The 24,217-nt window shown below is 59.9% G+C and carries 18 protein-coding genes, 2 tRNA genes and 1 riboswitch; of the genes, 13 read left to right on the forward strand and 7 right to left on the reverse strand.

Features of this window, described 5'->3' with window-relative positions:
- The first annotated feature begins 9 nt into the window (after positions 1-9).
- The 11 genes from lpxC to NF685_RS06565 all read left to right on the forward strand — a co-directional run bounded on the left by lpxC (position 10) and on the right by NF685_RS06565 (position 14,547).
- The gene (gene lpxC / locus NF685_RS06515; RefSeq protein ID WP_252849030.1) at positions 10-1,017 is read left to right on the forward strand and encodes a UDP-3-O-acyl-N-acetylglucosamine deacetylase; all 1,008 of its coding nucleotides are present in this window, start codon (positions 10-12) and stop codon (positions 1,015-1,017) included.
- A 199-nt stretch (positions 1,018-1,216) separates the two neighbouring features.
- Positions 1,217-2,029: an outer membrane protein assembly factor BamD gene (locus tag NF685_RS06520; RefSeq protein WP_252849087.1), complete on the forward strand. Its 813-nt coding sequence runs from the start codon at positions 1,217-1,219 to the stop codon at positions 2,027-2,029.
- A 78-nt stretch (positions 2,030-2,107) separates the two neighbouring features.
- Complete coding sequence (recN, locus tag NF685_RS06525; protein WP_252849031.1) at positions 2,108-3,823, forward strand: DNA repair protein RecN; 1,716 nt, start codon at positions 2,108-2,110, stop codon at positions 3,821-3,823.
- Positions 3,820-5,886: an NAD-dependent DNA ligase LigA gene (gene ligA, locus NF685_RS06530; RefSeq protein ID WP_252849032.1), complete on the forward strand. Its 2,067-nt coding sequence runs from the start codon at positions 3,820-3,822 to the stop codon at positions 5,884-5,886. The genes recN and ligA overlap by 4 nt, the downstream gene beginning before the upstream one ends.
- An 82-nt stretch (positions 5,887-5,968) precedes the next feature.
- Entirely contained in the window at positions 5,969-7,294 is a 1,326-nt protein-coding gene (locus NF685_RS06535) for a hemolysin family protein (RefSeq protein ID WP_222547069.1), read from the forward strand.
- Positions 7,295-7,445: 151 nt separating this feature from the next.
- On the forward strand, positions 7,446-9,497 hold the full coding sequence (locus NF685_RS06540; protein WP_252849033.1) for an FUSC family protein: 2,052 nt from the start codon (positions 7,446-7,448) through the stop codon (positions 9,495-9,497).
- A 79-nt stretch (positions 9,498-9,576) separates the two neighbouring features.
- Positions 9,577-9,771 (forward strand): DUF1656 domain-containing protein, encoded by a 195-nt coding sequence (locus NF685_RS06545; protein WP_222547067.1) that lies wholly within the window; start codon positions 9,577-9,579, stop codon positions 9,769-9,771.
- 142 nt (positions 9,772-9,913) lie between these two features.
- Positions 9,914-10,861, forward strand: a complete 948-nt coding sequence (locus tag NF685_RS06550; protein WP_222547066.1) for an efflux RND transporter periplasmic adaptor subunit — start codon at positions 9,914-9,916, stop codon at positions 10,859-10,861.
- Positions 10,862-10,984: 123 nt separating this feature from the next.
- Complete coding sequence (locus NF685_RS06555) at positions 10,985-11,545, forward strand: nicotinamidase (RefSeq protein WP_252849034.1); 561 nt, start codon at positions 10,985-10,987, stop codon at positions 11,543-11,545.
- 46 nt (positions 11,546-11,591) lie between these two features.
- Positions 11,592-11,820, forward strand: a riboswitch (cobalamin riboswitch).
- A 214-nt stretch (positions 11,821-12,034) separates the two neighbouring features.
- The gene (locus tag NF685_RS06560; RefSeq protein ID WP_252849035.1) at positions 12,035-13,573 is read left to right on the forward strand and encodes a PepSY domain-containing protein; all 1,539 of its coding nucleotides are present in this window, start codon (positions 12,035-12,037) and stop codon (positions 13,571-13,573) included.
- Entirely contained in the window at positions 13,570-14,547 is a 978-nt protein-coding gene (locus tag NF685_RS06565) for a DMT family transporter (protein WP_252849036.1), read from the forward strand. Before NF685_RS06560 ends, NF685_RS06565 begins: the two co-directional genes overlap by 4 nt.
- 26 nt (positions 14,548-14,573) lie before the next feature.
- Here the strand turns inward: NF685_RS06565 and NF685_RS06570 are convergent, their stop codons facing one another.
- The 3 genes from NF685_RS06570 to NF685_RS06580 all read right to left on the reverse strand — a co-directional run bounded on the left by NF685_RS06570 (position 14,574) and on the right by NF685_RS06580 (position 20,116).
- On the reverse strand, positions 14,574-14,957 hold the full coding sequence (locus NF685_RS06570; protein WP_222547062.1) for a response regulator: 384 nt from the start codon (positions 14,955-14,957) through the stop codon (positions 14,574-14,576).
- Positions 14,957-16,903: a GAF domain-containing protein gene (locus NF685_RS06575; RefSeq protein WP_252849037.1), complete on the reverse strand. Its 1,947-nt coding sequence runs from the start codon at positions 16,901-16,903 to the stop codon at positions 14,957-14,959. Before NF685_RS06575 ends, NF685_RS06570 begins: the two co-directional genes overlap by 1 nt.
- 159 nt (positions 16,904-17,062) lie before the next feature.
- Positions 17,063-20,116: a ligand-binding sensor domain-containing diguanylate cyclase gene (locus NF685_RS06580; RefSeq protein WP_252849038.1), complete on the reverse strand. Its 3,054-nt coding sequence runs from the start codon at positions 20,114-20,116 to the stop codon at positions 17,063-17,065.
- Between the two features lie 421 nt (positions 20,117-20,537).
- On the opposite strand from NF685_RS06580, the gene NF685_RS06585 reads away from it, so the two are divergent.
- The gene (locus NF685_RS06585; protein WP_252849039.1) at positions 20,538-21,470 is read left to right on the forward strand and encodes a restriction endonuclease; all 933 of its coding nucleotides are present in this window, start codon (positions 20,538-20,540) and stop codon (positions 21,468-21,470) included.
- Positions 21,471-21,591: 121 nt separating this feature from the next.
- Here the strand turns inward: NF685_RS06585 and NF685_RS06590 are convergent.
- From NF685_RS06590 to NF685_RS06605, 4 genes are all read right to left on the reverse strand, one after another.
- A tRNA-Arg gene (locus NF685_RS06590) sits at positions 21,592-21,668 on the reverse strand.
- A gap of 21 nt (positions 21,669-21,689) precedes the next feature.
- A tRNA-Pro gene (locus NF685_RS06595) sits at positions 21,690-21,766 on the reverse strand.
- Between the two features lie 64 nt (positions 21,767-21,830).
- Positions 21,831-22,313 carry a xanthine phosphoribosyltransferase gene (gene gpt / locus NF685_RS06600; RefSeq protein ID WP_222547058.1) on the reverse strand — a complete coding sequence of 161 codons (483 nt, stop codon included), beginning with the start codon at positions 22,311-22,313 and terminating at the stop codon, positions 21,831-21,833.
- A complete protein-coding gene (locus NF685_RS06605; protein WP_222547057.1) occupies positions 22,313-22,666 on the reverse strand; it encodes a tRNA-binding protein in 354 nt (117 codons plus the stop codon). The genes gpt and NF685_RS06605 overlap by 1 nt, the downstream gene beginning before the upstream one ends.
- 283 nt (positions 22,667-22,949) lie before the next feature.
- On the opposite strand from NF685_RS06605, the gene NF685_RS06610 reads away from it, so the two are divergent.
- Positions 22,950-24,212 (forward strand): MFS transporter, encoded by a 1,263-nt coding sequence (locus NF685_RS06610; protein WP_252849040.1) that lies wholly within the window; start codon positions 22,950-22,952, stop codon positions 24,210-24,212.
- The last annotated feature ends 5 nt before the right edge of the window (positions 24,213-24,217 follow it).

Genomic DNA, 24,217 nt, shown 5'->3' on the forward strand with positions numbered 1-24,217 from the left:
GTCATTATCATGCAGATCACGGCCGAAACACCGTTCAAAGCATTGATTGTGCCTCCTCCCCTGTTCCAAGCCACCCCCGACCAGACCACACGCTTTTACGGCGTTGCAAAAAATCCGCTTCAATCGACGCTGAAACAATCCATCACCTGCGTGGGTGTCGGGCTGCATAGCGGCCACACGGTACGCATGACGCTTCATCCGGCCCCGGTCCATCATGGCGTGGTCTTCGAGCGTATCGACTGTCCCGGCTCGAAGCCTATCCCGGCCCGGTACGACAATGTCGTCTGCACACGTCTCAGCACAGTCATTGCCCATGCCGATGCACCCGAAATACGGGTAGCAACCATCGAGCATCTCATGGCTGCTCTTCATGCCAACGGGATCGATAATGTCCGGATCGAAATCGACGGGCCGGAAACACCCGTGCTCGATGGATCAGCCGCAGAATTCGATTTTCTGATCCAGTGCGCGGGAACGCTTCAGCAGGATGCGTCACGCGGCATCGTCGAAGTGCTCCGCCCGGTTCATGTGGAAGATGCGAACGGTGCTTTTGCCGAACTTCGCCCTGCACGTACGGGGTTTGCGCTTGCGATGTCCATCGATTTCGATGTCGAGGCGATCGGTCGCCAGCGTCATGCCATGCCGCTCACAGTCCAGCGCTTTCGACAGGAGGTGAGCTTCTGCCGTACTTTCGTCGAGCGCAAGGAAATCGACGCGCTTCAGAAAATGGGTCTGGCACGTGGCGGATCGCTGCATAATGCGATCGTTGTGGAAGGCGCAACGGTTCTCAATCCAGCGGGCTTGCGTCACCCCAAGGAATTCGTGCGTCACAAGCTTATGGATGCGGTCGGCGATCTCTATCTCGCCGGACACACGTTCAAGGCCGGTTTCATGGGACACAAGTCGGGGCATGGGCTGAATAACCGCCTGCTGCGCGCGCTGTTTTCTTCAGGCGAGAACTGGCGCCTCGTCGGCGACGACGCCCTCAGTCACAATCTGGCCCACGCTACCGCCTGAAACCTGCAGACGAAAGATCCGGCCTTTTCGAGGTCGGTTAAAGGTCTTGCATCATAGAAACGATCCGGTGCGCGCAGGTCTTCCGCGAATTGTCAGGCGTGATATAAGACCGTTCGTCAGTGGAAGAGTCGGCATGCACCAGAACACAGAACGTAACGTCCCTCCTGTATCAGCGCGTCAGCGCCTGATTAGCGCCTTGATGACAGGCAGTTTTCTGCTCCTGAGCGGATGCTCGCTCTTTTCCAACAAGGAAGAGGTCAAGGCCCCCAAGGTGGCCAGCGCCGAAACCCTGTACAATTACGGCATCGATGCCCTGCATTCGAAGCGCTACACCCTAGCGAGTGGCGAATTCGAACTGCTCCAGCAGAACTACCCGTATTCGGGCTATGTCGGTAATGCCGAGCTGATGGAAGGCTATGCCTATTACCTGCAGGGCGAATATGCGCTCTCGGTCCAGCAGCTCGAACGCTATCTTCTGCTGCATCCCACCAGTGCCGATGCGGCTTATGCCTATTATCTGCGCGCGCTTTGCTATTATGAGCAGATTGCCGAAGTACAGCGTGACCAGCAGGGCACCATCGAGGCACTGAACGCTCTTGAGGAAGTCGTGACGCGCTTCCCCCAGACCGCCTATGCGCGCGATGCCCAGCTCAAGATCGATCTTTGCCGCGACCATCTCGCGGGCAAGGAAATGCTCGTCGGGCGCTATTACGAGCAGCAGCATAATTACGAGGCTGCTCTTGGGCGTTATCAGCGCGTGGTGGCCGACTTCCAGACCACCAACCACGTTGCTGAAGCACTCGAACGTATCGTCGAAGTCAGTCTCGAACTCGGGCTGGTGGACGAAGCGCGCAAATCGGCTTCCGTTCTCGGCTATAACTATCCCGACAGCCAGTGGTACCGCTACAGCTACAACCTCCTGCGCAATCGCGGCCTTCTGCCTGACCGCAGTGTGGCACCGGGCTCGAAGCAGCGCGGCTTCTTCAGCCGCATGTGGCACTCGGTCTTCTGATCCGGGCAAGGCTTTTCCGCTTGTGGGCCGTTCTGCCCCCTATGCGCTTTCCAAGCTGACACTTCAGGACCTTTTTGCATGCTGACTCACCTCTCGATACGCGACGTCGTTCTGATCGAGAGGCTCGATCTGCCCTTTTACCCGGGTCTGACCGTTCTGACCGGCGAGACCGGGGCAGGAAAATCCATTCTTCTGGACTCACTCGGTCTCGCTCTCGGAGACCGCGCCAGTGGCGGACTGGTACGTGCCGATGCCGATCAGGCTGCCGTCTCCGCCTGTTTCGATATTCCTGACGGCCATCCGGTGCATCAGCTTCTGGCCGAACAGGGCATTGCACTCGACGACCCGCACGAACCTGTCGTGCTGCGACGCACCGTGACCGCAGATTCACGCTCACGCGCCTATGTCAACGACCAGCCTATCGGCGTGGGGCTGTTACGCCGCATCGCCGCCCTCTTGGTCGAGATACAGGGGCAGCACGACCAGATGGGTCTTGCAGACCAGAGCACGCATCTCGATCTTCTCGATGCCTTTGGCGTGGATCGGGCGAGCCGCGATGCCGTGGCACGCAGCTATAAACGCTGGATCGAGGCTACGGCCGCCCTTGCCGCCGCCCAATCGGAAATGGAGGCAACAAGGCGTGAAGAAGACTGGCTGAGACAGGCCGTCGACGATCTCGCAGCCCTTGCCCCGCAAGAAGACGAGGAAGAACAGCTCGCGGCCCTGCGTATCGGGCTGCAGCAGAGCGAGCGACGTGGCGAGGCCATAGCCGCTGCGCTGTCTGAACTGACACCGCGCGACCGACGCTCTGCCACGCCCGCGACAGCCTTGCGCAGTGCCAGTCGCACACTGGCTCGCCTTCTTCCTGCGCCGGGAGAGGAAGCCCTGTCGGCCTCGGCACAACAGACACAGGCACAGGAAGCGCTCGCTGCGCTCGAAAAGGCGGAGGAGGCGCTGGCGGAAGCCGAAACGCTGTTATCCCGCCTTGCAGCCGATGCGGATACCGATCCGCGCCTGCTTGAAGAGACCGAAGAACGCCTGTTCGCCCTTCGCGCGGCCGGGCGTAAGCACGGTGTGGCCGTCAATGCGCTGGCAGGCTTGCTGGCAAGCCTTCAGGCCCGTCTCGAAGCGCTCGATTCCGGCAATGCCCGCATCGAGCAGCTTCAGGCCGAAACACGTGCCGCGCGCGAGGTTTTTGCGGCAGCGGCGGAAAAACTCAGTCAGATACGCGAACGCGCAGCCCGCCGCCTTGAAACGGCCGTGATGGCAGAGCTCAAACCTGTGCGCCTTGAGCGCGCGCGTTTTATCGTCTCGCTCACACCGCTTGCCCCTGAAGCATGGAATTTGCGCGGCAAGGAGCAGGCCTCTTTCCTGATCGCCGCCAATCCGGGCCAGCCACCCGGCCCTCTGGCCAAGGTTGCTTCCGGCGGCGAATTGTCGCGTCTCATGCTTGCGCTCAAGGTCGTTCTTGCCGAGCGTTCGGCCATCCCGACGCTGGTGTTCGACGAGGTGGATTCAGGCGTAGGCGGTGCCGCAGCCTCATCCATCGGCGATCGTCTGCATCGCGTTGCGCAGGATGTGCAGGTGCTTGTCGTGACGCATAGTCCGCAGGTCGCCGCACGCGGTGACCAGCACCTGCGTATCAGCAAACGCATACGCAAGGAGCGTACGGAAACGCTTGCCGAAAAACTCTCCCCGGAAGAACGCCGGGAGGAAATCGCCCGTATGCTGGCGGGCGAAACCATCACAGATGCCGCGCGTACGGCTGCAGACAGCCTGTTGGAACAAGAATGACCGATGACGCCCCCGCCCTTGAGCATGCCCGGCTGGCAGCCCTCATCGCGCGCTGGAATACGGCCTATTACCGCAACGACGCCCCTGAAGTGTCCGATGCCGAGTACGACGCGACCCGTCGTGCCCTGCTCGCCCTTGAGGAAGCGCATCCCGCGCTAAAGGTCGAGGGCGGCATTACGGATCAGGTGGGCGCCGCGCCCGATACGGCCTTCGGCAAGCAGGCCCATCATGTGCCGATGCTTTCGCTCGACAACGTCTTTACGACCGAGGAATTCGCATCGTTCATTTCGAAGGCTGCACGCTTCCTCGGTCTGGATACCCAATCCGCCGACGCGCTGTCATTCGTGGCCGAACCGAAGATCGACGGGCTTTCGATCAATCTGACCTATAAAAAGGGCCGGCTCGAACGCGGGACAACACGCGGTGATGGCCTCGTGGGCGAGGACGTGACCGCCAATCTGCTGACCATCGCGGATGTCCCGCGCGTGCTGGATCCGGCGGGAGGCGAACCGCCAGAAGAAATCGAGATCCGTGGCGAGATCTTCATGGCGAAAGCCGATTTTCTGGCACTGAACGAGACGATGCAGGCCAAGGGTCAGAAGCCCTTTGCCAATCCGCGCAATGCAGCGGCAGGCTCGCTCAGGCAGCTCGATCCGGCTGTGACCGCAAAGCGACCCCTGTCGCTTTTTGCCTATGCCCAGGGTTTTTCCACCACACCCTGTGCCGAGACGCACTGGGCCTATCTCGAGCGCCTCAGGAAATGGGGCTTTCCGGTCAATCCGTTATCGACCCATATTGCCCATGTCAGCGATATCGCTGCCTATATCGAGGCGCTCGGACGCGACAGGGCGTCCCTGCCCTACGATATCGACGGTGTCGTTTTCAAACTCGACGATCTTGCGCTGCAGACGCGCCTGGGGTTTGCCGGTCGGGCGCCTCGCTGGGCCATTGCCTGGAAATTCCCTTCCCAACAGGCCATCACGCGCCTTGAGAAAATCGAGATCCAGGTCGGTCGTACAGGAGCCCTGACGCCCACGGCCCATCTCGAACCCGTCAATGTCGGCGGTGTGATCGTCTCGCGGGCAACGCTGCATAACGAGGACGAAATCGCGCGCAAGGATGTACGACCGGGCGATCTGGTGCGTGTGCAGCGTGCCGGCGACGTGATCCCCCAGATTCTCGGTCATGTCCCCGAGGACAAGCCTCGCGGTCCTGCTTATGAATTCCCGACCCATTGCCCGGTTTGTGGCGCGCAGACCGAGCGCCCCGAAGGCGAAGCCGTTCGTCGTTGCACGGGCGGTCTTACCTGCGAGGCGCAGGTCGTGGAGCGCCTGATCCATTTCGTTTCGCGTCCCGCATTCGACATCGACGGTCTTGGCGAAAGATCGATACGCGAGTTTCACGAAATCGGGCTGATCGACAGGCCAGGCGATATTTTCAGACTGCACGAAAAAGCCGAAACGATCCGCACGCGGGACGGGTGGGGCGATATTTCGACGCGCAATCTGCTCAATGCCATCGAGCAGCGCCGCAGCATTGCCTTCAGCCGTTTTCTGTTCGGGCTGGGCATCAGGCGCATTGGCGAGCGCAACGCGCAGCTTCTGGCCCGTCATTATCAGACCTACGAGGCCTGGTTCGATTCCATGAAGGCCGCAAGCCTGATCGGCTCAGACGCCCGTCTGGCCCTTGGCAGCATCATGGGTATCGGGCAGAGCATCGTGGCCGATCTTCTCGCGTTTTTTGCGGAGCCGCATAACCTCGAAACGCTGAGCGACCTGCACGCGGAGCTGACGATCATCCCTGAGGAAAGCCCGCAGGCCGGTCCGCTCTCGGGCAAGACCATTGTTTTCACCGGCACGCTGCACACCATGACACGTCCCGAAGCCAAGGCCATCGCAGAGCGGCTCGGCGCTCAGGTAAGCGACTCTGTGTCGAAAAAGACGGGTCTGGTCGTTCTTGGCGAAAAGGCAGGATCGAAAGCGAAGAAAGCAGCCGATCTCGGGCTGGAAACCTGCGATGAGGCAGGATGGCGCGCTATTGCCGGACTTGCGCCCTCACCCTGAAGGCGAAGACTGGCGTAAGCCCTGCAACAGGCCTAAATAAAGGCATCCGATTTTCCAGCCCTTTTTCTGAGGAGCCACGCGCATGACGTTGCTGCTTCTGGGCCTCGCGGCCATGGTGGCAGCGATTGCCGTCTCTATTCTGATTTCGCTTTCGGAAATATCCTTTGCCGCTGCGCGTGACATACGCCTGCGCGCTCTGGCCGATCAGGGCGATGCGCGCGCCTCGGCTTTTCTGAAGCTGCGCCGCAACAGCGGTCAGGTCATCACGGTTCTGCAGATCTGCCTCAACGCGGTAGGCGTGCTGGGTGGTGTGATTTCGAGCGAACTGCTCACACCGGCTTTCAGCACGGCGTTGATCGAAGCCGGTCTCAGCCCGGGTGTTGCCACGAAAACCGCGGCCACACTGGCTTTCATCATCGTGACAGGCCTGTTCGTCCTGTTCGCGGATCTGCTGCCCAAACGTATTGCCCTCAATAACCCGGACCGTGTCGCCCTGCGTGTCGGCTGGTTTCTGACCGGTGCCCTGCGGGTGCTCTATCCGGCTGTCTGGGTTTTCTCGATCATCTCGGACTGGCTGCTTTCGCTGATGCGCATTCCGGCCGCCTCCGTTGTCGAGCCTGTCACGCCGGAGGACCTCAATGCCATGCTCGCAGCGGGCACGGCATCGGGCGTATTGCAGGAAAAAGAACACCAGCTGATCCAGAACGTGCTGGCGCTACAGGATCGCTCCGTCACGTCGGCCATGACGCCGCGCGATGAGATCGTATTCCTCGATGTGCAGGAAAGCCTTGAATCGCAACGCGACAAGGTGCGTATCCGCCCTTACTCGCGTTATCCGCTATGCGATGGCGGCCTCGACCATGTGATCGGCTCGATACGCGCGGAAGACGTTCTGGTCGCTGTTGTCGATGAAGTGCCGACCAACGCCGATCCGAGTCAGCCTATTACAAACCAGATTTTCCGTATGCGTCGCGATACGCTCTCTCTGCCCGACACCCTGAATCTGTGGGACACGCTTGCCCAGTTCGATACGCATGGCGCAGGTTTTGCCCTGATCGTGAATGAATACGGCCTCGTGGTCGGGCTGATTACATTCAAGGATATCATGGGCGCACTGATGGACGGTCTTGCCAGCCCGTTCGAGGAACAGGCCATTGTGCGACGCGACGCAAATTCCTGGCTGATCGATGGCGCTGCCCCCATCGGGGACGTATTTCGCGAACTCGATATCGATCTCGATGCAGAGCGCGACCTGTTCCACACAATCGGCGGTTTTGTCATGCACCGCCTGCGTCGCATGGCCCGCAAGGCCGATCGTATCGAGGCTGCGGGCTATCGCTTCGAAGTGGTCGATGTGGATGGGTTCCGCATCAATCAGCTTCTTGTCTCGCGCATGAACCCGATCTGAAATAGTTTCCCGCACACGCCTGAATGCCGGGGTGATTTCTCAAGCGTATCAGACAAAACATGTCTATTCGGTGGTTCGTGCGCTGAATCCTTGACCTCATACGCCATCGGGGCGTTCCTCTCCGAAACGTCAGTTTTCTGGATGGAGCCGTATGACCGAGGGGGTGCAGACGCGTGGACGCTGGTGGCCCATGCCCGGCGATCTGCCCAACCCACCCTTTCCTCCCGGCTGGATCGGTTTCTCCCTGCGCAGCTGGGCGGCGGTCTGCCTCGCTCTCGCGACTGCGTTCTGGGCACAGCTCGACTCTCCCGCCGGTGCTGCGGTCACGGTCATGATCATCACCCAGCCGTTGCGCGGTCAGGCCCTTTCCAAGGCGATTTACCGTCTGATCGGCACGGCTCTGGGCGTGGCAGCCTCCATACTCCTGATCGCCTGTTTCAGTCAGGACCGGGGCATGATGCTAGGTGGCTGCGCGCTCTGGATTGCCGGATGCACCTATATCGGCTCGCTCGAACGTCATTTCCGCTCCTACGGCGCGCTGCTCGCCGGATATACGATCGCGCTCGTCGCCATCAATGTCATCGACACCCCGCAAAGCGTTTTCGATGTTGCGCTTTCACGCGCATCCTGCGTTGCCATAGGTATCGCCTCGGTCGCCTTCGTGAACATGCTGACCGGCTCTCCCAAGGCCTGGCAGAAACTCGCTGACAGTCTTGAAGCGAAAGCGGGCGAGATCAGGACGTTCGGACGCAAGGCCATGCAGGGCGACATGGTACCCGATGCCATGGAAACGACCGCACTCGCTGGCGATATTCTCTCTCTCTCCGCGCAGATCACCTACGCACGCACCGAGATAGACCGCTCCACCCGTCGCACGGCAGGGGCGCGCCTTGCCATTATCGGCATGCTGACGGTGCTGGGATCAGGCCGGGCTATCGCTCATATCCTGCGACACAAGACGATTTCCCCCCTCGCCCGACGTCATGTTCTGGCCTGGCACGAATTGCGCGAGGATCACTGCGACCGCTACGAAACACTCGCCGCACTGCTCGAAACCATGAAGGAAGAAGAACCCGGCTATCATCCCGATCCTGCCGATGCGCATTTTCTGGAACGTAGCGCGGTCATGCTCAGCAATCGCCTGCATATCAGCACAGGAATCGACACGCTTCAGCATGCCACTCCGGCGGGCGAGGCCCTGAAACTGGCGCAGATTGCGCGCCATCCCGATTATGTGGCGGCACTCATCAACGCATTGCGCGTCCTGCTCGGTTTTTCCATCATGGCCGGGCTATGCATCGCCAGCAACCAGCCTGCCTCGACGGCAGCACTGTCCCAGGCAGCCCTCATCCTTACCCTTGCGTCCACCGCCACCGATACATCGCAATTCGGCATGGGGGCGATACTGGGCCTCACCCTGGCGTTCATCGTCGCCAGTGTGATGAACTACTTCATTCTGCCCCATATTGCGGCATTCGGGGCGCTGGCGCTTGTCTTCCTGCCGCATACCGCCTTTGCGTGTCTCATGCTGATGAACCCGCGTATCAGCGCCATAGGATTCAATTACGGAGCGTTTTTCCCGATCATCCTCGGGCTCAGCAATCATCAGGATTACGACCCGCTGACATTCATTTCGCGCAATGTTTTCTATCTGATCTCAGGCGTCATTGCGTTCGTCATTCTGGTTCTGCTTTTTCCGCCCACGCCCAAATCCAGGCGGCTTCGTCTTGCTGCCTCCATCGGGCAGGACCTCGAGGCCCAGTTCAAGGGTAACGGTCGCCCTGCGGGGGCCGAGCTTCTCAGCCTCAAATACGACCGACTGGCCCAGCTTCTGAACTGGACGAAACGCATGGATCAGAAACGACCGGTCAATCGCCATGTGTTCAACCGGCTGGTCATGCTGGAAGATCTGGCGACCAGCTTTGCACGTGTACGCCATTATCTGGATGAGGCAGAAGCCCGGCCCCGCCTGAGTGCGCTTTCTGCAGAGGCCCATCATCTGGTCAATACCGGCTCGTTCTCGACACTGACTCATGCGCTGCATGGCATCAGTACACGCTTCCTTGAAAGCGCGCGCCATGCGCAACCCGATGAAAGGGCGCTGGCGATCCTCTGTGCAGGCAGCCTTGAGGCCGTGCGTTCTACACTGAGCGACAACCGCTCTACCCTGCTCCATTTCGGACTGGGACGGGCACGATGGTAGGCATGGATACCATGCGTCGTTTGCCGGAAAAGCGACGGGGGACATACCGCCTGAGTCCATCACGCGTAGGAGGCTCCGCATGAGCGAGGTGATCGATCTCGAAGGGGTGCTCGTCTCGGCCTTCGTCGCCAATCTGTTTCTTGCCCTGCTCACACTTGCGCTTATTCGCTGGAGCTTCGGCAGGCTCAATCTGTGGCGTTTTTTCTGGAACCCGCCCCTTGCCCAGTTCGGCCTGCTTGTCTGTCTGCTGGGGCTCTACACATGGCTTTTGTGAGATGACCCGGCGGCGCCATTACCCTGCCCGCACTCTGCACCCGCCAACATCCCGCTCGGGTCTCGCGCGGTCGCCACAACGCCGGCCCTTGTGCCGTCGCTGCCGGTTATTCCTTGTCTGACTCAGTGAAAGAACCCTGCTCGTGCTCGCTCGCGCCTCACGCCTGATCCGATGGCTCATCACCCTGTCCATCCTTGTGGTTGCAGGGATCGTGATCGTGATCCTGTGGGATTACTATACGGCAGCGCCCTGGACCCGAAACGGTCAGGTGCGTGCCCAGGTGGCCAACATGGCGCCGCGTGTCTCAGGTGAAATTCTGGAGGTACGCGTGCATGACAATGAATTCGTCCGGCGTGGCGATGTGCTTTATGTCATAGATCCGTTCGACTTTCGCGTGCGCGTCGCTTCTGCCGAGGCGAATGTCGCCGAGCGCAAGGCGGATCTCGACTTTCGTACCTCGCAGTTCCAGAGACGGCGGATCATTCCCGGGGTAGCGGTATCGGGGGAAGAGAAGCAGCAATACGCGGCCGCTGCGGCGCAGGCACGCGCGCAATACGACGCGGCGCAGGCTGCATTGCGTCAGGCGCGTATCGACCTGGAACGAACCGTCGTGCACAGCTCCATCGATGGTTACGTGACCAACCTGCTGATGCGCCCCGGCGATTTCGCGACAGCCGGACATGTGAACATCCAGATCATCGATTCATCGTCCTACTGGGTAGATGGGTATTTCGAGGAAACCAAAATCCATAATATCGAAATCGGCGATCCGGTTCGCATGGACCTCATGGGCGGACATCAACCCGTTTTCGGCCATGTCGAAAGCATTACACGCGGCATTTCCAGTATGAACGCATCGACGGCAACGCAGGGCCTGCCCTCGGTCGACCCTGTCTATACCTGGGTGCGTCTGGCCCAGCGTATTCCGGTACGCGTGCATATCGACAAGCTCCCACCCGATCTGCACCTTGCAGCAGGGATGACAGCCACGGTCACCATCGTGGCCGAGAACGGTCACAGGCGTCATATGTCGGCCAAGGACGCGCTTCATCATTTCGGCGATGATATGCGTCATGTTATCGGACACTGATAACCGACGCTCAGCGCAATCACCTGAAGCGGGCGGCTGTATCGGACAGCCGTATCGGGTCAAACCCGATACGGCCTGAGCTGGGAAACAGGCTGGCCCCATGAATACGATCGGAGCAGGACAATGACCTTGGGCAAACGGGCGCTGATCGTTGTCGATGTGCAGAATGACTTTCTGCCCGGAGGCGCGCTCGCCGTACCGCAGGGCGGTCTGATCGTTCCGGCGATAAACGATCTCATGAAACAGGATTTCGCGGCGGTGATTGCGAGCCGCGACTGGCATCCCGCGCATCACTGCTCCTTCCTGCCCGATGGCGGCCTCTGGCCCGTTCACTGCGTTGCAGGCACCAGGGGGGCCGATTTCGCGCCCGGCCTCGATCAGAGCCGCCTGAGCCATATCGTGCATAAAGGCATGGATCGACACTGCGATTCCTATTCCGCCTTTTTCGATAACGACCATGTCAGCTCGACCGGGCTCGACGCCCTGTTGCGTGGCCTGGGCATCGAGCGGATCACGCTTTGCGGTCTTGCTCTGGATTTCTGCGTTTCGGCTACCGCACGCGATGCGCGTCGCCTCGGCTTTGAGACAACCCTGATCGAGGCGGCTTGCCGGGGTATTGCACAGAACCCGTCACCCGCTCTCGATGAACTGCGCGGCGCAGGGGTGCATATCGAACCGCTCTGAGCTTTCATGCGGTCGTGACGTTGTGAGCCGCTGTCGCGCGGTCTAGGCTCGCACCAATACCGATCGGTTTCACGCAAGTGAATGAAAAGGGAAGCCCGTAACGCCTGATCAGGCCAGTCTGGCGCTGCCCCCGCAACTGTAAGCGGTAGGTCATGTTTCGTGATGGCCCGGATCATCTGACCCGTGCAATCGCCACTGTCCCTGACAGGATGGGAAGGCAGAACCATGACCCCCGATCCGCGAGCCAGGAGACCTGCCATCGGTCTGGATCTATCTGTTTCGGTCGGGGATGGCCGGAAAAGCCGGATATTGCGCGATGCACAGAATTGTCCTTCTTCCTCGGCCAACCGAGCCCCGACGCGTTTTTATCGGCGCCCGGACCGCGTTCCGCCTGCCCGCTCAAACCAGTCGATGCAGAACAGGACGCGACGCAGGTACGCATGATTTCCGTCCGGGGTCGGATGTGGCGTCTTGTCGCGCTTGCAGGCTATGAGGGCATCCCCTTCTGTCTCATGGCGCAAGACGCTCATACGCCTGAGTTTCCTGATTCATCGCTGGCTTGGCGTGTCGCTGGGCCTCATGATGCTCGTCTGGTGCCTTTCGGGCATCGTCATGCTCTACAAACCATGGCCCCAGCCTGACGCACGGCGCGCCCTCATGGCGCATGACATGCTTCGGTTCGGTCACCCCCCTGTGGTGCCGCATATGGACGGCAGGTTCCGCGCCATGCGGCTTGTCATGGTCGGAACAGTGCCGGTGCTACAGCTTTTTCCCACCCACGGACCGGCACTCGCCTACGAACTCCGCAGTGGCGCACCTCTTGCGCACGCGCATGAGGACGCCTCCCATCGTCTCCTCCCCCTCGCCGTGCGCGCACAAGTCGCGGGAACCTATGTCGATCCGGAAGGCAAGGCTGGTGCAGGCGTGTTTCGTGGTGTGCGGCAGAACGATCAATGGATACTGGACACGAAAGGGCGTGAAGCCGGTTTCGACCGCTTCGATTTCGACGATGAGGCAAGGAGCATCGTCTATCTTACTGCCGATACGGGCGATATCGTTCAGGTCACGACACGACAGACACGTTTATGGGCGTGGCTCGGCCCTATTCCACACTGGCTTTATCCTGCGCTTTTGCGTGCGCATCCAGCGCTCTGGGCCGATGTCGTCATGCTGGTCTCAGGCGCAGGTATCCTCCTGACAGGGCTCGGTCTCTGGATCGGTCTGCGCCGGTTAAGGAACGGTCGTCGTCTTACGCCCTACCGCGGCGTGCACGCCGTGCATCATGTTCTCGGGATGATATGCGGCCTGTTCCTGCTCTCATGGGTCGTTACCGGATTTCTCACCATGACCCCCGGCGGCCTCATGGCCCCCCGCGCGGCCCCGGAATGGATGGATCGCCTTACCGGCACCCTACCGCTCTCGGCACTCACCCCGGCCCTGACACTGCTACGCACTCATCCTGGAGCATACCGGGAAATCCGTGTGCTGCCTCTTGCCGACCGCGGGTTCGTGTATGCGCTGGACAAAGCAGGCAAGGCGATCCGCTTGGACAACCGGCTGCTGCCCGCACCTCTGAACCTGGCCGCGCTCGACAACGCTGCCCGTCTGACTGGCGTGCATGGCAAAATCGTGCGGCTCGATCATGACGATTCCTACTATTTCTCCACGCGCCATACATCGCGTCTTTTCCCGGTCTATCGGGTCACAGGAGAGGACAGAGCAAGGCTCTATCTCGATGGCACAAGCGGCGCCGCGATTTTTCATGTCGATGCCTCGGCAAAGGAACTGCGCTGGATCGTCTATGGTCCTCACGATCTCGACTTCGCAAATTGGCTACGCCACCCGGCCGTACGGCTTTTCATCATCGTTCCGCTGCTCGCCGGCATGGCCGGGCTCTGTCTCTCCGGTCTGTGTATCGGGGTGCAGCGGATTCTGTTCATCCGCCGCAGGAGGCAAACGGCAGCTTCGCGCAAATCACACAACCAGAGCGCGACAGGAAAAGACAGTCAGGTTACAAGAGCGCAATGAACACGCCTTCCTCCGCACAGACACTTCCCCTGGGCATTTTATGCGGCGCTGGCGCCGGGGCTTTATGGGGGCTCGTTTTTCTGGCACCCGAACTTGTACGGGATTTTGCCCCGCTCGATCTCGCTGCTGGCCGCTACCTTGCCTACGGCACGATCGCTCTGGCCCTGTTCGGCCGGCGCCTGCCCTCTGCATGTCGCGCTCTGGGCCGTCGTGACTGGCGTGTCCTGTTCTGGCTCGCCTTCTTCGGCAACAGTTTCTATTACGTGATGCTCTCCATGGCTGTGCAGAATGGCGGCATTGCCCTCACCTCACTCGTGATCGGATTCATGCCCGTTGCCGTCACGATTATCGGCAGCCGTGACCGGGATGCGCCGCCCCTTCGCAAACTCGCCCCCTCGCTGTTCTTCTGTATGCTCGGCGCATTCTGCATAGGCTTTCAGGCCTTGTTCCAGACTGCCCCGACACAGGGCAGTGCGTCCGGCCATACGGCGTTTATCGGGCTGCTCTGCGCCTGCGCGGCTTTGGCATCCTGGACAGGATTTGCCGTGGGCAACAGCCGCGCCCTTGGGCGTTTACATGACGTATCGGCGCATGAATGGAATCTTCTGACCGGGCTGATGACCGGGGCGCAGGCCCTGTGCCTTTTACCGGTTGCGCGGCTTGTCGACCCGGTCGTGCATGACACTCATGCGTGGACAAAATTCTGGGTCGTTTCGATCGGCGTCGCGGTGATTGCTTCTGTCTGTGGCAATGCCCTGTGGAACCGCATGAGCCGCCTTTTACCCCTGACGCTCACAGGACAGATGATTCTGTTCGAAACCCTGTTTGCCCTGCTCTACGGCTTTCTATGGGACTGGCGCGCACCGCGTGTTCTCGAAATCGCGTCTTTTGGTTTTATCGTTGCGAGCGTGCTGTGCTGCGTCGCTGCGCATCGTCGCCCGGTTATCGACACGATCGACACAGTAGTGGAATAAATTCCGCGCTACCCCACCGAAATGGCTCAGGCAAACTGGGTCAAAGCCTCGCGAACGCGCTGTTCGTTCAGCGGCTTGGGCAGGAACATGGCCCGCGCGGGTATCGTTGCCAGCTGGGGAATGCCCCTCCCGCTGGTCACGATTATTTCGATGGGTGGCCAACGGTCGCGGACAAGTGCGGCAAGGCGCAACCCGTCCATGCTTCCGGGCATATCGACATCGGCCAGAACGATACGGATATCAGGACGACGCTGCAGAACATCCAGAGCCTGATCGGCATCGGAGGCTTCGGCAACCGCGTATCCTGCCTCCTCGATAAGATCCATCAGGCACATACGCTGCAGGGGCTCGTCCTCGACCACAAGGACTGTGGGCAACTGCGACAAAGCACGTGCGATCGGTTGAGCCATTATGTCCTCATGATCTTTTCTAGATCGGCCCGGAAACTGGCCGACAGACCTTCAGGCTCATAGCGCAGCACAACCCCGCCCGTTCCAATCAGACCGAACGATATTAACCGCGATCCGAACCCCCCACGTATAGGAGGCGTCGTTATCGGGCCATTGCGTTCCGTCCAGTGCAAAACCAGTTCATGGGTCGGACCTTGATCGTCGATTTCCCAGCAGATTTTGACCGCACCGTCAGGAGCCGAGAGCGCCCCGTGCTTGCAGGCATTGGTTGTCATTTCGTGGATCAGAAGCGCCGTGGACATGGCCGCTCTCGACCCGAGGCGAATGACAGGACCGCTCAGGCGACAGCGATCGATCACGCTGGCATCGCCCAGAATATTGCCGACGAGTTCGCCCAGATGTGCGGCACGCTGGTTGCCGGCATGCAGCAGATCATGCGCCCGACCGAGCGATTGCAGGCGTTCGTAAAACCTGTTTGCCTCATCCTTTGACAGCGCATCGCGCAATGTCATGCGCGCCACCGCCTGCACCATGGCAAGCGTGTTGCGCAGACGATGGGCGATCTCGCCATTGATAACCGCCTGAAAATCATCTGCCCGTCTTCTGGCAATCGCGACTTCAAGTCTGTCTGCCGCGTTGTGGAGCCAGTGGATTTCCTCGTCTGTCCAGACATGCGGCGTGGAAAAGTGAACAAGCATGAGGGCGACGTTGCGCCCGTCATCCCTCACCGGAATATTGATCACACCGCGCGCCTTCAGCGCGAGCCACCCCGCACTGTCTCCCGCAGTTCGCGGATCGGTAAGGATATCGGTAATGACGAGCGCCTCACCCGCCAGCAGGGTTTCACGAAGCCTGCCGTAATCGTCAAAACGATAGAGCCCCTGAATGGGCGGCATGTCACCAAGCGCCCAGCCTTCGGCAACGCGCAGTGTTTCGATATCGTGATCGAGCTCACCATACGTCGCCCGGTCGGCACCGAAGGCCTCGCCGATCACGGCCATCGACCTTGAGATCATGGTGGCAATATCGCGCTCGTCACGCAGCACGTCGCCCAACGCCACCAGTCCGCTCTGGCGCTTTTCTGCCGTGATGCGCGCCGTGACCTCACGAAAAGTCGCGGAAAACATATCGGCGCCGACGGGATAAAACGTTCCCTCATACCAGCGATCCAGTGCACGAACGCTCTGCGTGAAGGATACGGGCCGGTTTTCCTCTACCGCCCGTCTTGCGAGATCGATCCAGTAAGGCTCCAGATCGAGAAATACCTCATGACAGCTTCGCCCGATGACATCCGACACCTCTATGCCAACATGCGCGGCCCAGGCCGGATTGACCTCCCGGTAATGCCAACCCCTGACGATCCCCTGCTCGTCGCGCTCGATTTCGGCAAGGAAAAAGGCCTCGTTCATGCTTTCGAACAGACTGCGCCAGTGCATTCTGGCCGTGTCATGCGCCAGACTCTGGCGTCGTAGCTCCAGCAGATCGACGACGAGCCGTGCCAGTTTTTCAAGGGTCAGACGCTGAACCGGCGCAAGCCCTCCGGGGCGTGGCGCAGGGTCGAATACGGCCAGAGCGCCGATGGTGCCGAACGGCGTGCGTAACGGCACGCCCGCATAGAAACGCAGCTTCGGGTCTTCGAGTACGAGCGGATTATGGGCCGTGCGCGGGTCGTCGGCGAGATCGTCAATCTCGATAATCCGGTCCTCATTCACCACCATCATGCAAATGGCATTGTCGAGATCGGTCTGACACAGGGCAATGCCCTTGCGCGCCTTGAACCACTGCCTGTCCCGGTCGATCAGGCTGACCACGCCCGATTGTGTTTCGCAGATCTGGCTTGCAAGGGCGACGAGATCGTCATAGCCGCGTTCTGGCGGCGTATCGAGAATGTCATAGGCCCGCAGCCCATGAGACGTCGTTGTGCTATCGGTCTTATCGTGATCCATGCAGCCTCCGGCGCGAAACGCGCAGCGCGACGCTCCGGCTTTTCATGTCCTGCTCCTACGATGAATTCTTTCGTTACAAAAGCCCAATAAAACGCACCCTCATACAGCTGTCAGCGCGGGTATTGACGAACCGCACCGAAAGGCGCGCAGAAAACGTTACTATGCGTTAATTCTATCGCGCCCAGCTTTCTTGGCTTCGTAGAGCAGCATGTCAGCCCTGCGCATGAGCGTCTTTACCGTATCGCCCCTCTCGCATCGTGCAAGTCCTGCACTGAAAGTAACGATTTTTGACGGAGGCGACAAATCCCAATCGGCTTTTCCGTGAAAGGCCTCACGCAGCAATTCGAGCCGCCTCCGGGCCAGATCGAGCGTTTTTGCAGGCAGGAGAATGGCAAATTCCTCTCCGCCTATGCGCGCTACCATATCGGCGGGGTGAACACCGCTCTTCAGAAGCTGACTGACTTCCCTGAGCACCCGATCGCCCACTTCGTGAGAGTGCGTGTCGTTGATCGCCTTGAAATGATCGATATCAACAATTGCCAGACAGAAAGCCGGGCCACCCTCTTCCATCCCCGCAAGCATCGTCTCGACCGCCTCGTCGAACGCCCTGCGATTATAGACGCCTGTCAGGGCATCTTCACGCGCCTGGCGGGCTGTCAGCTCCATCTGTATCCTGAGACGCGCCAGCAAGGCGTCTTTTTCGACATCGGCCAGTTCAAGCCTGCGCGCCTGTGCCTGCAGGTCTTCGGTTCGGCTGCTGATAATGCGCGACAGCTTGCGGGCTTCGATACGATAGCGCCAGACGATCGCCACATAGGACAACCCGATCAGCACGACCAGCGCGAGACCACCCAGCACCCAGAACTGTCGCCTCTGCCACCATCTGGGATCGATCACGAAGTCGACCAGCTTGGAAGGTTCTGGCCAGACCTGCCCCGGATGAGCCGCCGACGTCTCAAGCGTATAACGCCCCGGTGGCAGGGCTGTCAGTTCGAGCGTGCGCGACCGACCTTCTGTCGTCCATTCATTCCCTGCCCCGCGTATGGTGGTACGAAAAAGGATTTCCGCCGGGGCGATATAACTGGGCGCGGTATAATGCACGGTAAGGTTGTGCCGTGACGGCACATGCAGGACGGCCCCGTTGCGATAATCGTGGATTTCACGCCCATCCAGCGCGATGCCGTCGAGTGCCACGGGCAGAGACGGCGGCTTGACCAGAAAATTGTCGAAGGTTGCAGGGTCGGTCCGTGCAATGCCAATCGCGGTGGCAACCCAGAGCGACCCGTCGGCGCGTAACGCAATACTGGGCTGCGCACTACCGCTGGCCTGACTGCTGCTCAGCCCGTTCGTCTCATCGAGCTGGATCAGGGAAAGCGTGTGTTTTCTGCCATCGGCTGCTGCCTCAAGATCGTCCAGCGACATCCTGAACAGACCGCGGTTACTTGTTGCCCAGACATAGCCCCGGTGATCTTCAATGAGAGAAAATACGGAATCAACAGGCAGACCTGCATTTCGGCCCACATGAGCGATTCTGCCTTTGCGGTAACGATACAGACCACGATCCGAGGTAAACCACATATCGCCTGCCACGGGCAGAAATCCGAAGATCGTATGGGCCCCGTCGAGACCGCTGAAACGGTAGATACGCGTCGCCCCGTCATGAATGGTTCTCAATCCATCAAGCGTCCCGACCCAGAGCGTTCCCTCGGTCTCGACAAGCGCGGTGATCAGCCCGGCCGGTGTATTACGCGCCGGATAACGGGTAACCCGCCCCTCCTGGTCGAGCCTGTACAGGCCATGCTGCGTGCCGATGACAATATGCCCGTCCTGGCTGATCGCCAGTGCCCGGACATTACCGGCCGGCAGACCGTTGCTGGTATCGAGATGACTGATCGTACCATCGGGGAGTAGCCCGAAGAGACCATCGGCGTAAGTGCCGAACCATGAGGTCCCATCTGGCGCCTGAACGCTGGACAATATTTCCGGCTGATGACCCGACCGGGTTGGGAGATATTCGGTTTCCGGCGGCTCATCGCCTTCCAGATGAGAGAGGCCACCATCCGTACCGATCCAGAGCGTTTTGTCATGATCTTCCATGACTGTGCGTACGAAATCACCGGCAAGGCCATTATTGCGCCGCAGCGTACTGAAAGGCGTTTCCTGAAGCCGGAAGAGCCCGGCATTCGTCCCCACCCAGATCGATCCCTCCCGATCTTCCGCGAGAGCAAGAATACGCCCACCGGTCGGATCGAGCGTGTCCGGCATTTCCTCAATGCGCTCGCCACTGATGCGGATCAGACCGTGATCTTCCGTACCGACCCACAAGGCACCGTGATGATCCTGCAGCAGCGCCGTCACACGGCCTTCATCGCGCAGATCGTAGGCGAGCCTGGGTTTGCGGTCGGCGATGGAATAGACGCGGCTGTCGGAAACAACCCAGAATGTCCCGTCCGGGGCACGATACGGCCATGAAAGCCCGTGTGGGAGATTCCATGCGGCTGGCGGCGCGTGAACATGGCCATTGGTCTCGCGAATCAGGATACCGCTATAGGTGCCGACCCAGAGCGCATCGGATTCATCGAACGCCATATTGCGATAGATGGTCGATAAAGGGTGGTTCGGCCCGGCTGCGGTGTAATGGAAGGCCCCAGAACGGGACATCGTTCCCAGACCGTGATTTTCATAAAGCAGCGAGACATCGCCATGTCTGTCGATTTTCATCGACTGGATCAGGGCTGAAGGTGCCTCGGCATTATGGGCCCAGAAATGCCAGCTCCCGTCATGATCGTGCCGGCCGATATCGCCTCGGGCATCGCTGAACCACATATCCCCGGCAGAATCCGTAACCAGAGCGCCAATACCGTTATCAAGCAGGGCCGGGTCACTGCCACGGTTCTGCACATGAAAATCGAGCCCGTCATACGAGACCAGCCCCTCCCATGTCGCGAACCACATGCGACCGTCCGGCCCCTGGGTGATGTCGCGTATGGAGTTCTGAGGCAGACCGTCCTGCGTCGTCCAATGCCTGATCGCGTAATTGGCCAGAGGCGACAACGCATCGACTTTGGACGCCATGGCAACGGTTGGCGTCATAACCAGAGCGAGCACGGCGCACAGCGTCGCTGCGCGGGAAGGCAGATGCTTTTTTGCATCGTCATCAAGTCTGTAGAAGCTGAAGCGCTCTGGCGCGGTCACGCTCTCAACCCTTGCCATACTGCGCTTTCCATCTGCCATTTTCGTATCGTGGTGGCACAGGCAAACGGATGAGGTGCAATATCGCATTCATCCGCCGCGTTGGGCAGTGACCCGCCCAAGGCAGAAACCCAGAATTCATAATTCCACATTTTAGACAGGAAAAGTGACGATTTCGATACGACCGCAGGTTAAATCGGCGGGACGGTTCAACCTGTTGGTTCAACCTGTTGGTTCAACCTGTTGGTTCAACCTGTTACAGCCGTCGACGCATACTGCTCGCTGCACAGGAAACAACACAAAGCCGCGGACCTGCCGCGTTCGGAACTTAACAGTAACGCACCAGTATTCGCACCATCAAACGGTTGAGAAATCGCATTCCCGGTTTATGATTTAACCTATTCCCGCGTTGAAAGCCTATAAAAGGAAGTGGTCTGACCGGATGCCTGTTCCCAATTATCAAACATTGATGCTTCCCGTTCTGCGCCTCGCTGCGACGGGCGAGCAACGTGTGGCTGAGGTAGCAGAACATATTGCCGATGAGCTCGGTCTGAGCGCTGACGAACGTGAGGAACTGCTCCCGAGCGGTGGACAGCGTTTGCTCCATAACCGCATTCACTGGGCGAAATTTTATATGACGAAGGCGGGGCTAATCGCCTCGCCCAAACGCGGGCGGTTCGTGGCGACCGAGGCTGGAAAAATCCTGCTGAACACCAACCCGACACAGCTCGGTGTCGATGACCTGAAAAGCTATCAGAGCTTTAACGACTTCTATAGCGGACAGAAACCGACTGAGGATGAAAACGCGGCAACGGCCCTGCCTCTGTCAGAGTTTCCCCAAGCCTCGGAAACCGCCACGCCAGAAGAACAGGTTGAGGCCGCCTATCAGGCCATGCAATCGGCCCTGCGGGCAGAATTGCTGGAACGCATTGTCCAGAACAGCCCGGCATTTTTCGAACATCTGATTGTCGATCTGCTGATTGCCATGGGCTATGGCGGCTCGCAACGGAGCGCCGCCACACAGCTTGGCCGTTCGGGCGATGGCGGTGTGGACGGTGTCATCAACGAAGACAAGCTGGGTCTCGACCGGGTTTACGTTCAGGCCAAACGCTATGCCGATGCCATCATCGGCCGCCCCGATGTTCAGGCCTTTGTCGGTAGTCTGGTGGGACATGGAGCTACCAAGGGTGTGTTCGTCACAACCTCAGGCTTCAGCACGCAGGCACGCGATTACGTCAAACACCTGACACAACGTGTCATTCTGATCGACGGCGAGCGGCTTACCGAATTGATGATCGAATATGGCGTTGGCGTGCGCATCAGTCGCGCGATTGCGTTCAAGCGACTGGACGAGGATTTTTTCGCCGAGGAATGACCGGGCGTGGATATTCCCAGCATGTTCACACACGCAAGACGACCTCAGCTCCATGACGCGATTCGTTGCCCGATGCCAGAAACACCCAGGGGTCAAAGACTGTCACGATCTGGTTGAAGACTGGCGCGCCCTGCTGGATTCGAACCAGCGACCCACAGCTTAGAAGGCTGTTGCTCTATCCAACTGAGCTAAGGGCGCGTATCGCCATACCCTTGGTGGTGGTCGGGGCGCCCGGACTCGAACCGGGGGCCTCTTGTACCCAAAACAAGCGCGCTACCAGGCTGCGCCACGCCCCGAACGCGCGGACCCTACCGCAAGTCGCGATAGGGTGAAAGATGCGTCTTTGAAAAAACTGAAGAATTATCCTAGGTTACGGGCCAGAGGCGGCACGAAGAGCGGTGCAGTGTCCCACGGGAAGAGCACCCAGGTATCCTGTGCCACTTCCATGACATACTGATCCGTATGGGGCTTGCCATTGGGCTTCGCGTAAAGGCAGGCAAAATGCGCCTTCGGCAGCACGTCACGCACCACCTTGGCCGTCTCGCCGGAATCGACCAGATCGTCGATCACCAGAAAGCCTTCGCCATCGCCAGCCGCAACCGGGGCTTTGACCACTTGCGGCACTCTCTGGTCCTGTGCGCTTTCGCCCGCGTAGCTGATAACCGAAATCGATTCGACAAGACGACAATCCAGCTCGCGGGCGATGATGGCTGCCGGAATGAGCCCGCCGCGCGTCACGGCAACGATCCCCTTGAATTCACCGCGTGCCATCAGGGCCGAAGCAAGGGTACGGGCATCGCGATGCAACTGGTCCCAGGTGACGGTTGCGTAGTTGGTAGCCATCAGAACAGTTTTCCTCCATCCGGCACCCGGTGATCCGGGCAGATCAGGACCAGATCGCCCGAGCGATCCGGCATGCCAAGTGCCAGCACTTGATTAGCGGTAGTAGTATGCAGTCGGGGATTAACCACAGCACAAACTTGCCTGCCAACCAGCTGAGTGACCTTGTAACGCTTTGCCAGCGCCATTGTGGCTCTCCTGACACCCAGATGTGCGCCGAAATCGATCCAGAGAAGCGTCTTGTCGCCCTCTTCCTGCGCTGAGGCGATCGTCCCTACGCGTATATCGGGCTGGCTGGAGCCGATCGCGCCCTCTGGGCCAGACGAGTCGGAGGTAAGATCTGGATGTGCATTCATCGTCGAAAAACTGCCTGTATGCTTCGCGAAATGCAATCGGCCACGCAGGCGCGGCGCCGTCCGGCCTCTGCATGCCCCGATATACCGGAGGGGCGTCGCAAAAGAACGGCCTTGGGGGCCTCCTGAAATGTTGTGCCGCACCCAAGCGCTGTAGCGCCTGACCGCGCTCATACCTGTTGCCAGAAGGGTTTTGTGACGTCACAGGCTCACATGCCCATGGCGCTGGTTCCGTGGCTCTCGTCGCTGGTCCTGTCTCGCGGGCTCTGCTTATAGTAGCCGCGCCATGCCAGAACCTCAAAATACCTCCTCCGTTCCCGATACGCCTTCCGAAGCGCTACGCGACATCGCCGGGCTGCGTCCCTTCCTTGCCGGGCGCACGCTATCCGCCCTCTCCTCTCAGGTTCTTGCTGTTGCCGTTGCATGGCAGACCTACGCCCTGACACATAGCGTCACGGCGCTCGGTCTCATCGGGCTGGCGCAGTTCCTGCCCATGCTCGTCCTCGTCTTTATCTCGGGCCATGTCGCGGATCGCTACAACCGCAAACGCATCGTGCAGATCTGTCAGGCAATCGAGATCTGCGGGGCGCTTCTCATGGCCTTCGCCACCATGACGGGACAGCTCGCGCCCTGGACGCTTTATGTGCTCGTTGCCTGTTTCGGAGCCCTGCGTTCTTTCGAAGGCCCTTGCCAGCAGACATTTCTGCCCTCCATCGCAACCCCTGCCCAGTTCCCGCGCGCCGCAGCACTCTCGGCCTCGCTGTTCCAGACAGCCTCGATCATCGGTCCGTCTCTCGGCGGGCTGCTTTACGGTCTGGGGGCTGATTTCTGCTACCTGACCTGCGCTGTGGGGTTTGCCATTGCGTTCGTTTCGACTTCGCTGCTCAGGCTCAAGCCCTATTCAGGCAGCCGCTCGCCCATGAGTCTCGAATCGCTCTTCGGCGGTATCGCGTTTCTGCGTCGCCGTCGCGATCTTCTGGGCGCAATTTCGCTCGATCTTTTTGCTGTGCTGCTCGGCGGGGCCACAGCCATGCTGCCTGTCTATGCCGATGATATTCTGCATCTCGGGCCGATAGGGCTCGGCATCCTGCGCGCCTCACCCGCCATCGGCGCCTTGCTGGGGTCGCTTTTTCTGGCGCGCTATCCGCTCAAATCCCATGCCGGGCCGATCATGTTCGCATCGGTGGGTGTTTTCGGCATTGCGACCATCGTGTTCGGTCTGTCGCACTCTCTCACCCTCTCCGTGCTCTCTCTGGCCGTTCTGGGGGCAGCAGACGTGGTGAGCGTGGTGGTACGCGGTGCGCTGACGCAGCTGGCCACGCCTGATGGCATGCGCGGCCGTGTATCGGCTGTGAACATGCTGTTCATCGGGTCGAGCAATCAGCTGGGTGAGTTCGAGAGCGGCATGCTGGCAACGGCTATCGGCACGGAGGCCGCCGTAGTGATGGGCGGGATCGGCACGCTCATTGTCGCCGGGCTCTGGATCAGGATGTTCCCGCGCCTGTGGACGCTGGATCGCCTCGATACGATCAGGCCGGATGGTGAATGATTTTC

The sequence above is a fragment of the Asaia lannensis NBRC 102526 genome (genome assembly GCF_024054035.1).
GTDB classification, from domain to species: Bacteria; Pseudomonadota; Alphaproteobacteria; order Acetobacterales; family Acetobacteraceae; genus Asaia; species Asaia lannensis.

Bases quoted from the DNA above. Each gene is read 5' to 3' on its own strand.
- lpxC (WP_252849030.1), top strand. From the start codon at position 10: ATGCAGATCACGGCCGAAACACCGTTCAAAGCATTGATTGTGCCTCCT.
- NF685_RS06520 (WP_252849087.1), top strand. From the start codon at position 1,217: ATGACAGGCAGTTTTCTGCTCCTGAGCGGATGCTCGCTCTTTTCCAAC.
- recN (WP_252849031.1), top strand. From the start codon at position 2,108: ATGCTGACTCACCTCTCGATACGCGACGTCGTTCTGATCGAGAGGCTC.
- ligA (WP_252849032.1), top strand. From the start codon at position 3,820: ATGACCGATGACGCCCCCGCCCTTGAGCATGCCCGGCTGGCAGCCCTC.
- NF685_RS06535 (WP_222547069.1), top strand. From the start codon at position 5,969: ATGACGTTGCTGCTTCTGGGCCTCGCGGCCATGGTGGCAGCGATTGCC.
- NF685_RS06540 (WP_252849033.1), top strand. From the start codon at position 7,446: ATGACCGAGGGGGTGCAGACGCGTGGACGCTGGTGGCCCATGCCCGGC.
- NF685_RS06545 (WP_222547067.1), top strand. From the start codon at position 9,577: ATGAGCGAGGTGATCGATCTCGAAGGGGTGCTCGTCTCGGCCTTCGTC.
- NF685_RS06555 (WP_252849034.1), top strand. From the start codon at position 10,985: ATGACCTTGGGCAAACGGGCGCTGATCGTTGTCGATGTGCAGAATGAC.
- NF685_RS06560 (WP_252849035.1), top strand. From the start codon at position 12,035: ATGAGGGCATCCCCTTCTGTCTCATGGCGCAAGACGCTCATACGCCTG.
- NF685_RS06565 (WP_252849036.1), top strand. From the start codon at position 13,570: ATGAACACGCCTTCCTCCGCACAGACACTTCCCCTGGGCATTTTATGC.
- NF685_RS06570 (WP_222547062.1), bottom strand. From the start codon at position 14,957: ATGGCTCAACCGATCGCACGTGCTTTGTCGCAGTTGCCCACAGTCCTT.
- NF685_RS06575 (WP_252849037.1), bottom strand. From the start codon at position 16,903: ATGGATCACGATAAGACCGATAGCACAACGACGTCTCATGGGCTGCGG.
- NF685_RS06580 (WP_252849038.1), bottom strand. From the start codon at position 20,116: ATGGCAAGGGTTGAGAGCGTGACCGCGCCAGAGCGCTTCAGCTTCTAC.
- NF685_RS06585 (WP_252849039.1), top strand. From the start codon at position 20,538: ATGCCTGTTCCCAATTATCAAACATTGATGCTTCCCGTTCTGCGCCTC.
- gpt (WP_222547058.1), bottom strand. From the start codon at position 22,313: ATGGCTACCAACTACGCAACCGTCACCTGGGACCAGTTGCATCGCGAT.
- NF685_RS06605 (WP_222547057.1), bottom strand. From the start codon at position 22,666: ATGAATGCACATCCAGATCTTACCTCCGACTCGTCTGGCCCAGAGGGC.
- NF685_RS06610 (WP_252849040.1), top strand. From the start codon at position 22,950: ATGCCAGAACCTCAAAATACCTCCTCCGTTCCCGATACGCCTTCCGAA.